This is a genomic window from Methylobacterium sp. Leaf118 (genome assembly GCF_920984675.1).
Classification (GTDB): Bacteria; Pseudomonadota; Alphaproteobacteria; order Rhizobiales; family Beijerinckiaceae; genus Methylobacterium.
Genome location: NZ_CAKLBV010000097.1, coordinates 1 through 10,707 on the forward strand (window position 1 = coordinate 1; position 10,707 = coordinate 10,707).

Below are 10,707 nucleotides of genomic sequence, written 5' to 3' on the forward strand. Positions count from 1 at the left end.
CGGTCACGGTGTCGCCGCCCGGGGGCGGGGCGGTCCCGTCCGTGACGGCGAAGGCGCCCGCCAGGGTCGCCGCGTTCCAGCCGGGCGTGCCAGAGGATCCCCGGCCCGGCCCTGCGGCGACGGCACGACCCGTCGCCGGCCCGGCCTCCGGGCCAGCCTCGGCCAAGCGGAAGCGCTCGCCGGCCGGCAGGCCCGGCGCCGACGCGGCAACGGTCCGGGCGGTGAGCCGTGTCGCCCCCTCCAACCTGTCCGTGCCCGCGACCGTCATGCCCATCCCCATTCCGGACGGAGCCGCCGCAAGCCGCGCGCCAACCTTGGGCAGAACCAGACCACTGCGAAAGCTCATGAATTTTCCGGAGACGCGCCCACCTCCCGGCCCGGCCCGGCCGGATCTGCCGACCGGCCGGCAGGTTTTGCCGGGGCCGGGCGCCCTGCTCTCCCTGGAAAGTCGCGTCCGGCATCGCTATAGACCCGGAACACGCGCGCGCCGGGCCCCCGCCCGCCCGCGATCCCGCAGGCCCTCCGGGCCCCATCACGGCCATGAACTCGCTCGATCTCCCGAAGCCTCCGCACGAGACGCGCGTCGTCGTCGCCATGTCCGGCGGCGTCGATTCCTCCGTGGTGGCCGGCCTCCTGAAGCGCGAGGGCTACGACGTCGTCGGCGTCACGCTCCAGCTCTACGACCACGGCGCGGCGACCCATCGCAAGGGCGCCTGCTGCGCCGGCCGCGACATCCACGATGCCCGGGCGGTCGCCGAGACGCTGGGGATCCCGCACTACGTCCTCGATTACGAGGACCGCTTCCGCGCGTCGGTGATCGACCGCTTCGCCGAGAGCTACCTGTCGGGCGAGACGCCGATCCCGTGCGTCGAGTGCAACCGCTCGGTCAAGTTCCGCGATCTCCTCGGGATGGCCCGCGACCTCGGCGCCGAGGCGCTCGCCACCGGCCATTACGTGGCGAGCCGGCCCCGGCCGGAGGGCGGGCGCGCCCTCTACCGCGCCCTCGATCCGGCCCGCGACCAGAGCTACTTCCTCTACGCCACGACGCCCGAGCAGCTCGCCTTCCTGCGCTTCCCGCTCGGCGAGCGCCCCAAGGACGAGACCCGGGCCCTCGCCCGGGATCTGGGGCTGGCGGTGGCCGACAAGGCCGACAGCCAGGACATCTGCTTCGTGCCCCAGGGCGGCTATGCCGACGTGATCGCGCGGCTGCGGCCCGAGGCGACCCGCCCGGGCGCCATCGTCGATCTCGAAGGCCGCCAGCTCGGCGAGCATCAGGGCATCGTCCACTACACTGTCGGCCAGCGCCGGGGGCTGAAGCTCTCGGTCGGCGAACCGCTCTACGTGGTGCGGCTGGAGCCCGAGACCGCCCGGGTGGTGGTCGGCCCCCGCGCGGCGCTGGCGACCCGGCGCATCCGCCTCTCCGGCCTCAACTGGCTCGGCGAGGGCGCGCCCGAGGCGGTGTCCGGCCTGCCCGTCGCCGTGCGCGTCCGATCGACCCGCGAGCCGCGCCCCGCCCGGCTCAGCTGGAACGCGGCGGAGTCCTGCGCCGAGGTGGAGCTCGCCGCGCCCGAGGACGGCGTCTCGCCGGGCCAGGCCTGCGTGATCTACGCCGATGACGGCCCGCGGGCGCGGGTGCTCGGCGGCGGCACCATCCGCCGGATCGGTGCGTTGCAGGCGGGGGCGGCCGAGGCAGCCTGATGGGAGCCGCGCGCGCCGCCCGTCGCAGGCCGGTTTTCCGACACGTCTGTCGTTCGCATCCCGGCCTCCGCCCGGTCCGGGGACGGCAGAACGACTTCGACAGAGGGTCACGGACGAGATGCTGAGCGAGCGGGCCCCCGAGGCCGGGCCGACCACCGATCTGATGCGCAAGGCCTATGCCCGCTGGGCGCCGGTCTACGACGTGGTCTACGACAAGCTGACCGAGCCCGCCGCCCGCGCCGCCGTGCAGGCGGCGGTCGCCCACGGGCCGCGGGTGCTGGAGGCCGGTGTCGGCACCGGCCTGTCGCTGGGCTATTATCCCCGCGACAGCGTCGTCTGCGGCGTCGATCTCTCCGAGGACATGCTCCGGCGCGCCCGCGCCAAGGTGGCCCGCCGGGGCCTCTCCCATGTCCGCGGCCTCCAGGTCATGGACGTGTGCCGCCTCGGTTACGCGGATGCGAGCTTCGACGCGGTGGTGGCGCAGTTCCTCATCACCCTGGTGCCGAACCCGGAGGCCGCGCTCTCCGAGTTCCTGCGGGTGGTGCGCCCCGGCGGGGGCATCGTCCTCGCCAACCATTTCGGCCAGTCGAACGGGCCCGTCGCCCGGGTCGAGGAGATCGTGGCGCCGCTCTGCACCAAGATCGGCTGGTCCTCGGACTTCAAGGCGACCCGGATCGAGGCCTGGGCCCGGGCCCACGGCGTCGAGGTGCTCGGCCTCGCCCCGACCTTCCCCGGCGGCTTCTTCAAGATCCTGCGGATGCGCAAACCCGCCTGAGGGGGGCGAGAGAGGCCGGATGAGCGACGCTGACGCCCCTCCGCCCGGCCCGCGCCGCCTCTGGCTGCGCGGGCTCCCGCTCGTCCTGCTGCTGGCCATTTCCCTGGGCGTGGCGATGTCGGGCGGGTCGCGCCTGCTTGACCTCGACCAGATCGCGGCGAGCCGGGCCTGGCTGCAGGAGGCCGTCGCCGCGGATCGAACCCGGGCGATCGGGCTGACCGCCCTCGTCTTCGTCTGCGGCGTGGTGGTCTCGCTGCCTGCCGTGACCCTCGTGCTCACGGCCCTGTCCGGCCTGCTGTTCGGCACCGTGACGGGGGCGCTGATCGCCATCGGCTCGGCGACGACGGGCGCGCTCCTCGTGTTCTCGATCGGCCGGTTCGCCGCGGGCGACCTGATCCGGCGCAAGGCCGGTCCCCGCCTGGGACGCTTCGCGGACGGGTTCCGCCGCGACGGGTTCGGCTACGTGCTGATCCTGCGGCTCCTGCCGATCTTCCCCTTCTGGATCACCAACCTCGCCCCCGCCGCCTTCGGCGTCACGCTGCGCAGCTTCGCCGTGGCGACCGTGCTCGGGCTGGCGCCGGGCGCCTTCGTCTATGCGGGCCTCGGCGCGGGCCTGGAGGACCTGATGGCCGCCCGCGACGCGACCCGCATCGCCTGCCTCGAGGCGGGCGGCAGCGACTGCGCCGTCGGCCTCGACCTGCGCGGGCTGGTCAGCCCGACCATGATCGCGGCGCTGGCGGGCCTCGCGGGCCTCGCGGGCCTGTCGGTTTATCTGCGTAGACGGGTTGAGCGGCGGGCGCTCCGCGCATAAGGTTTGTGCACAAGCGAGTGGCGCACGGGCCCCCAACCCGTGACATGCCCGGGCGACGTCCCGAGGCGGGAGGCGCCGCTCGGATCGGAAGTCACAACGACGGGTGACGCTTGAGACGGCCCCGCTTTCCGCTCCCGCGCCAGGACTTCAAGCCGGCGCAGGCGGATCAGCAGGAGTGTGCGGCTTCGGCCGCGCTCCCCAAACTCTGCCCGGCAGCGGCCGGGACGGCAGCGGCGAAGCCCTCCCGCTTCCGCCCCCGGCTCGGCCTGTCCGGACGGCTGTTCCTGCTCACCGTCGCCTTCGTGGTGCTGGCCGAGATCCTCGTCTTCGTGCCCCTCGTGGCGACCTATCGCCTGTCGCGGCTCTCCGACCGGGTCGCGGCGGCGCAGGTCGCCGCCCTGGTGCTGCGGGCCGCCCCCGACGGCAAGGTCTCCGACGACCTCGCCCGGCGCCTGCTGACGGAGCTGCGCGCCCGGGCCCTCGTGGTGCGCGACGGGGAATCGTGGCGGCTCCTCTCGGTCGATCCGATGCCCGAGAGCGTCGCCGAGACCGTGGACCTGCGCGGGCCGAACTGGGGCGGCGCCGTCCGCGGCGCCTTCCGCACGCTGCTGTTCCCGGCCCAGGAGCCGATCCGCGCGGTCGGAGGCGGCCAGGGCGGCGTCGAGACCGTCGAGGTCCTGCTCGACGAGACGCCCCTGCAGGCCAAGCTCATCGCCTTCGCGGTGCGCCTGCTGGCCGCCTGCCTCGTCATCGCGGCGCTCGCCGCCGGCCTCGTGTTCTTCGTGCTTCAGCGGGTCATCGTGCGGCCCGTCCTGCGCCTCGCCCGCAACATCGCCGCCTTCGCCGACGACCCCGAGCGGCCCGACCGACCCGCCGCCCGCTCGCGGCGCACCGACGAGATCGGGCAGGCCGAGACCGCCCTCGCCCGGATGGAGGTCGCGCTCGGCGGCGAGCTGCGCCAGAAGCGGCGGCTGGCCGAGCTCGGGCTCTCGGTGAGCAAGATCAATCACGAGCTGCGCAACCTGCTCACCACCGCCCAGCTCCTCGGCGACCGCTTCGAGACGGTCGCCGACCCGCTGGTGCAGCGCGTCGCCCCGCGCCTCGTGGCGACCCTCGACCGGGCGATCCGCTTCTGCGAGGCGACCCTCGCCTACGGCCGCGCCACCGAGCCCCACGCTCAGCGCCGGCTGGTGGCGCTGGGCCCGCTCCTCGACGAGCTGACCGATCTCGGCGACCTGATGCCCGCCGCCGGCGTGCGGGTGCGGGTGCGGGCCCCGGACGACCTCGAGATCGACGCCGATCCGGAGCAGCTCCTGCGGGCCTTGACCAACCTCGTGCGCAATTCCGTCCAGGCCCATGCCGCGGGGCGGAGCCAGGGCGGCCAAGTGTGGATCGACGGGTTCCGCGAGGGCCCGCGCGGCGCGGGCCGGGTCACGATCTGCGTGATCGACGACGGCCCCGGCGTCCCCGAGCGGGCCAAGGCCAACCTGTTCTCCGCCTTCCAGGGCTCGACCCGGGCCGGCGGCACCGGTCTCGGCCTCGCCATCGCTTCCGAACTGGTGCGGCTCAACGGCGGCACGCTCGCCCTCGACACCACCGAATCCGGCGCCTGCTTCCGCATCACGATCCCCGATCGGGCGGCGCAGGCGAAGGCGGCGTAAGGCCGCCGGAACGCCCGGATCGGCAGGTCCGAATCGGCAAGCCCGAATCGGCAAGCCCGAATCGAGGGGCTCGGCTTGGCTTACTCCGCCGCCGCCAGCGTCATCGCCGGCACCGGCACGCCGATGTCGCGCAGAAGCGCGACATCGGCATCGGCCTCGTTGTTGGCGGTGGTGAGCAGGCGCTCGCCGTAGAAGATCGAGTTGGCCCCGGCCAGGAAGCAGAGGATCTGCGCCTCGCGGGTCAGGCTCTTGCGGCCGGCGCTGAGGCGCACGCGCGCCTTGGGCATGACGATGCGGGCGGTGGCGCACATCCGGACGAGGTCGAGGGGATCGATCGGCGGGCGGTCCTGAAGCGGCGTGCCCTCGACGGCCACCAGCGCGTTGATCGGCACGCTCTCGGGATGCGGGGCGTGGTTGGCGAGCACGAGCAGCATCTCGGCCCGGTCGCGCACCCGCTCGCCCATGCCGACGATGCCGCCGCAGCAGACGCCGATGCCGGCCTCGCGCACATGCTCCAGGGTCTGGAGCCGGTCGTCGTAGGTGCGGGTCGAGATGATGTCGCCGTAGAAGTCCGGGCCGGTGTCGAGGTTGTGATTGTAGGAGGTGAGCCCGGCCTCCGCGAGGCGCTGCGCCTGGCTCTGGGTCAGCATGCCGAGGGTCACGCAGGCCTCCATGCCGAGCCCGCGCACGCCGCGCACCATCTCCAGCACCGCGTCGAAATCCGGGCCGTCCTTGGGCTTGCGCCACGCCGCGCCCATGCAGAACCGGTGCGCGCCGTTGGCCTTGGCCGCCGCCGCCTCCTTCAGGACGGCCTCGACCGGCATCAGCCGCTCGCGGGGCAGGCCGGCGCCCTTGTGGTGGGCCGATTGCGGGCAATAGGCGCAATCCTCGGGGCATCCGCCGGTCTTGATCGACAGGAGCGCGGCCCGCTGGATGTCGGCGGGGTCGTTGTGGGCCCGATGCACGAGGCCGGCCCGATGCACGAGATCGAGCAGCGGCATGTCGTGGATCGCCTGGATCTCGGCCAGGGTCCAGTCATGCCGAATATCTTGGCGGATATCGTGCCGGTCCGGAACCGAAGGCGCGGAGACGGCGGCGAGGGAAACCACGGGATCGCTCATGCTCTCTTTGACAGCGAAGGCGGGGGAAAAATCAAGCCTGGCCATTCGCCCGCGATGCCGACCCGCTGCATCACGGCCCGGTTCCGCCCGGGGAACGAGGGCGGCCCCTCGCGGCCGCGCGGGGCCGGTGGGGTGGCGTGACAGGGCGCTCCCGCCCCCTTACGGTTCCGCGACGGGCGCCCCGGACGTGGCGGCCGATCCAGGGCGGCCGGGACGGCGTCGTCGCCCTTTCCGCGTTGGAGGCGGCTTGCACGACACCGATCAGGATCAGGCCGGCCCGGACGATGCCGGCCGGCGGGCCGCCCATGCGCGGCGCATCGCCGACAACCTCCTCCTGTCCTGCGAGGCCGAACGGCTCTACGGGCAGGGCGGCTTCCCGGGCGAGCCGGCGCTGCTCGCGGCCCTGTCCGACCGGGTGAGCCGCCACACCCGCGTGCTCGGCGAGGTGTTTCCGGGGCATCCCGCCGCCGATCCCGGCCATCCCCGGCTCTACGGCGGCACCGCCGCGTTCCGGGCCGGGCAGGGGGCGCGGCTCTCGGCCCGCCGCCCGCCGGTGCCGCCGACGCTGCTCCTCGAATCCCGCGACGTCCGGCTCGCCGGCAACGCCCTGTACGTCGTCGAGGACGGCGAGCCCCGGGTGCTGTTCGAGACCTACCGCCCGCAGGACCGCCACGTCGTCGCCGGACCGGGCCCGGATTTCGAGGCCGTCGACGAGGCGGTGCCCGAGGAGGGCTTCGCCGTCCTGATCAACTCGGCGGGCTCGTTCAATTACGGGCACTGGCTGATCGACGACCTGCCGCGCCTGCGTGCGGTGGCGATGCTGCGGGCGCGCCATCCCGATGTGCCGATCACGGTGCTGCTCATGGCCTATGTCCCGCATGTCGACGCGGCGCGGCGGGGCTCGGTCACGCTGGTCCTCGGCGACCTGCGCGGCGTCACGGTGCGGTTCCTCGACCCGTCCCGGACCTACCGCTTCGCACGGCTCCATCACCCGAGTCCCTCGAGCCTGCCGATCGATCGCAAGTCACCGGAGGCGATCCGCTACCTCGGCCGCCGGGTGCGGCGGCGGATGCTGCTGCCGCGCTGGCTCGACCGGGCCCGGCGGATCGGGCAGGGGGGCCGCGGCGGGCGGCGCCTGTTCGTCGACCGGCATCCGGGGCGGGGCCGGATGCTCGCCAACCGGGCCGAGGTGATGGCCCTCCTGGCGTCGCACGGCTTCGAGGCGTTCGACCCGGAGGTGGTGAGCGTCCGCCAGCAGGCGATCCGGTTCGGGCAGGCCGAGTTCGTGGTCGGGATCGCCGGGGCGGCCATGGCCAACACGGTCTTCTGCGCCCCCGGCACCCCGCTGGTCTACCTCGTCCCGGAGGGCTGGGAGGACCCGTTCTACTGGGAGGTCGCCACCGCCTGCGGCCACGGATACGGCGCGGTGTTCGGGCCCCGGCACGCCTCTGATGGGCCGGAGGACCTGCAGGACTTCACGGTCGCGGTCGACGACCTCGCGGCGGCGCTGGCGGCGTCCGGGCTCTGAGCCCCCCGCGACGGCGGGTCGTCCGCCGGCGCGGGCGCGCCGACGGGGCGGGGATGCAAGGCGAGGCGGTTCAGCGCAGGCGCCGCAGGGGCCGGCGCGCCGCCTTCCGGAACACGCCGACGAGCTCGACATGGCTCGACCACGCGAACTGGTCGACGGGGGTGACCCGCTCCAGGTCGTAGCCCCCCGCGATCAGGATGCCCGCATCGCGGGCGAAGGTGCCGGGATCGCAGGCCACGGCCACCACGAGGGGCACCTTCGATTCGGCGAGCCGGCGCGCCTGCGCCTCGGCCCCGGCCCGGGGCGGGTCGAAGGTCACCGCGTCGAGGCGGTCGAGCTCCGGCCCGAGCAGGGGGCGACGGAACAGGTCGCGGGCCTCGGCGGCGATCCGCGACAGGCCGGCGCCGGCCCGGTAGGCGCGGGTGAGGGCGGTGACCGACGCGGCCTCGCCCTCGGCCGCGACAACCTCCCGGCCGGAAGCGGCGAGCGCCAGGGCGAAGGGGCCGCTGCCGCAGAAGAGATCCGCCACCTGCTTCACGGCGGGCTTGGCCCGCGCCATCGCCTCCAGCACGAGGGCGGAGAGCGCCGCCTCGCCGGCCTCCGTCGCCTGGAGGAAGCCGCCGGGGGGCGGCACCCGCCGGGCGGGGCCGGCGCCGACATAGGGCGGGCGGCGCTCGACCACGACGTCGCCGTGGAGCGACAGCCGGGCGAGATCGAGTTCGGCCGCGAGCCGGGTGAGGACGCCGCGCACGCCCTCGCTCGCGGCCCCGTGGCCGCGGATGTCGATGTCGAGGCCGGCCTCGGTCGCCGTCACGGCGACGTCGAGGGGCTTGCGGCCGTGGCCGAGGGGGGCGGCCAGCGCCTCGGCGACCGCCGGGGCCCGGTGCAGGGCCGGCACCGTGATCGGGCAATGATCGAGGGGGACCAGCGCGTGGCTGCGCGCGGCCATCAGCCCGGCCCGGGCCCGGCCCTCGTCCTCCCGCACATGCAGGGTGATGCGGCGCCGCCCCTCGCCCCGGGCGTCGAGGAGCGGCGCCAGCTCCGTCTCGATCCGGGCCTGCGCCAGCGCCCCGGCGACGAGGCCGCGCTTCCATTCCGCATAGGGGTCCGGGGCGAGGTGCTGCACGACGCAGCCGCCGCAGCGGGCGAAATACGGGCAGAACGGGGCGATCCGCTCGGGCGAGGGCGTCTCCACGGAGAGGAGGGCGCCGTGACGCCCCTCGTGGCGCACCTGCACCCGCTCCCCGGGCAGCGCACCCGGCACCGCCAGGCCGTCCTCGGTAAGGCCGTCGCCACGGGCGCCGAGCCGGGCGATCGTCAGGGTCTCGATCAGGTCAGACATCGCTCTCGATACCGCGCCGCGCGCCGATCAGGAACTCGCGGTTTCCGTCGCCGCCCGCGATGGGCGAGGGGACCGGGCCGTGGATGACGAAACCGAGGTCGGTCAGGGCGGAGGCCACCGCCTCGCAGACCTCGGCATGGACCGCCTCGTCCCGGACGATGCCGCCGCGCCCGACCCGCCCGCGCCCGGCCTCGAATTGCGGCTTGATCAGCGCGACGAGGGCGGCCTGGGGGGCGAGCAGCCCCGCCACCGCCGGCAGGACGAGGCGCAGGCCGATGAAGCTCACGTCGATGGCGGCGAGCCGCGGCGGCGGCGCGAGGGCGCCGGGGGCCAGCGTGCGGATGTCGGTGCCCTCGCGGAGACTCACCCGCGGATCGGCGCGCAGCCCTCCGTCGAACTGGTCGCGGCCGACATCGACCGCGTGGACATGGGCCGCGCCCCGGCGCAGCAGCACGTCGGTGAAGCCGCCGGTCGAGGCGCCGACATCGAGGCAGGGCAGGCCCGCCGGATCGAGGCCGAAGGCGTCGAGCCCGGCCGCGAGCTTGAGCCCGCCGCGGGAGACGTAGGGATGGGGGGCGGAGGCCTCGATCCGGGCGCCCTCTTGGATCGGGGCGGAGGCGCGGGTCACCGGCTGCCCGTCGGCGGTGACGAGGCCCGCCTCGATCGCCGCCCGCGCCTGGGCCCGGCTACGGAAATGGCCCTGCTCGACCAGCACCCGGTCGGCGCGCAGACGCTCGCCCGTCATCGTGGGGATTCTCCCGTGGCCCATCCGCCGCTTCGTGATGGCACCGTGACGGTCGCCGTGTCCGGCGCCCCTGTCGCGCGGCGCCGCGGCGCCTTACCTTGGCACGGTGACCGCGCGGCGCGTCTGCCCGCGACGGGGCCGGATAATCCGGATCCGGCCGGGCCTCAAGCGATCCGCCCGGTGCGGGCCGCCGGGTCCGGCGGACCGGCAGAGGGAGACGAACAGCCCATGAGAGGTGCCATGATGAGAGGGGCTACGACGCCTGCCCACCGACGCGTCCCGCTGGCCGCGGCCGTGCTCGCGCTGCTGGCCACGCCCGCACTCGCGCAGGCGCCCAAGGAAGCGCCCAAGGACGCCGCCAAGGACGCTCCCAAGGAGGAGGCCTCCGCCCCGCAGACCTACGAGAGCGCGATCACCAACGGCAAGGGCGAGACCATCGGCAAGATCATGATCCGCGACGGGGCCAATTCCCTGGTGATGCGGGTGATGATTCAGGCCGGCGGCCTGCCCCCGGGCTGGCACGGCATCCATTTCCACGCCGTCGGCGACTGCTCGGACACGGAGAAGTTCGAGAAGTCGAAGGCCCACGTGAACCATGACCAGAGCAAGCACGGCCTGCTCAACCCCGACGGGCCGGACGAGGGCGACCTGCCCAACGTCTACGCCAACGCCGACGGCTCGGTGAATGCGGAGGTCTCCAGCGAGACGCCGCTGACCGGGGAGGGCGGCCTGCGCGACGGCGACGGCTCGGCCCTCATCATCCACGCCAACGAGGACGACCACACCAGCCAGCCGATCGGCGGCGCTGGCCCGCGGATCGGCTGCGCGGCGATCAAGTAGGGCCCCGCCCGGCCCTCTCCCCTCGGCGGGAGAGGGTCGGATGTCAGCGCTTCAGGTTGACGACGCTGCCCTCACGGGCCGCCGCCGGCGGCAGCGCACCGCGGACGGCCTTGAGGATGCCCTCGGCGTCGAGGCCGGCCTGGGCGTACATGATCTCCGGCTTGTCGTGGTCCTGGTAGAGGTCCG

Annotated in this window: 9 protein-coding genes and 1 pseudogene; 6 read left to right on the forward strand and 4 right to left on the reverse strand. The window is 74.4% G+C overall.

Features of this window, described 5'->3' with window-relative positions; genetic code table 11:
* Positions 1-268: pseudogene (locus tag LW587_RS22860) on the reverse strand (hypothetical protein); the annotation flags it as partial.
* A gap of 272 nt (positions 269-540) precedes the next feature.
* Here LW587_RS22860 and mnmA point away from each other — a divergent pair.
* The 4 genes from mnmA (at position 541) to LW587_RS22880 (ending at position 4,945) form a co-directional block, all read left to right on the forward strand.
* Positions 541-1,698 (forward strand): tRNA 2-thiouridine(34) synthase MnmA, encoded by a 1,158-nt coding sequence (mnmA, locus tag LW587_RS22865; protein WP_232631885.1) that lies wholly within the window; start codon positions 541-543, stop codon positions 1,696-1,698.
* A gap of 118 nt (positions 1,699-1,816) precedes the next feature.
* The gene (locus LW587_RS22870) at positions 1,817-2,473 is read left to right on the forward strand and encodes a class I SAM-dependent methyltransferase (RefSeq protein ID WP_232631886.1); all 657 of its coding nucleotides are present in this window, start codon (positions 1,817-1,819) and stop codon (positions 2,471-2,473) included.
* Between the two features lie 19 nt (positions 2,474-2,492).
* Positions 2,493-3,284 carry a TVP38/TMEM64 family protein gene (locus tag LW587_RS22875; RefSeq protein WP_232631887.1) on the forward strand — a complete coding sequence of 264 codons (792 nt, stop codon included), beginning with the start codon at positions 2,493-2,495 and terminating at the stop codon, positions 3,282-3,284.
* A 110-nt stretch (positions 3,285-3,394) separates the two neighbouring features.
* Positions 3,395-4,945: a sensor histidine kinase gene (locus tag LW587_RS22880; protein WP_442919192.1), complete on the forward strand. Its 1,551-nt coding sequence runs from the start codon at positions 3,395-3,397 to the stop codon at positions 4,943-4,945.
* A gap of 80 nt (positions 4,946-5,025) precedes the next feature.
* Here LW587_RS22880 and bioB read toward each other — a convergent pair whose 3' ends face one another.
* Positions 5,026-6,066, reverse strand: a complete 1,041-nt coding sequence (gene bioB, locus LW587_RS22885) for a biotin synthase BioB (RefSeq protein ID WP_232631888.1) — start codon at positions 6,064-6,066, stop codon at positions 5,026-5,028.
* Positions 6,067-6,313: 247 nt separating this feature from the next.
* Between bioB and LW587_RS22890 the strand changes: the two genes are divergently transcribed.
* Positions 6,314-7,594 carry a glycosyltransferase family 61 protein gene (locus LW587_RS22890; protein ID WP_232631889.1) on the forward strand — a complete coding sequence of 427 codons (1,281 nt, stop codon included), beginning with the start codon at positions 6,314-6,316 and terminating at the stop codon, positions 7,592-7,594.
* A 70-nt stretch (positions 7,595-7,664) separates the two neighbouring features.
* On the opposite strand, the gene LW587_RS22895 is transcribed toward LW587_RS22890, so the two are convergent.
* Complete coding sequence (locus tag LW587_RS22895) at positions 7,665-8,936, reverse strand: class I SAM-dependent RNA methyltransferase (RefSeq protein WP_232631890.1); 1,272 nt, start codon at positions 8,934-8,936, stop codon at positions 7,665-7,667.
* Positions 8,929-9,681, reverse strand: coding sequence for a TlyA family RNA methyltransferase (locus LW587_RS22900; protein WP_232631891.1), 753 nt, complete (start codon positions 9,679-9,681; stop codon positions 8,929-8,931). Before LW587_RS22900 ends, LW587_RS22895 begins: the two co-directional genes overlap by 8 nt.
* Before the next feature lie 243 nt (positions 9,682-9,924).
* Between LW587_RS22900 and LW587_RS22905 the strand changes: the two genes are divergently transcribed.
* Positions 9,925-10,521, forward strand: coding sequence for a superoxide dismutase family protein (locus tag LW587_RS22905; RefSeq protein ID WP_232631893.1), 597 nt, complete (start codon positions 9,925-9,927; stop codon positions 10,519-10,521).
* Positions 10,522-10,707: the final 186 nt, after the last annotated feature.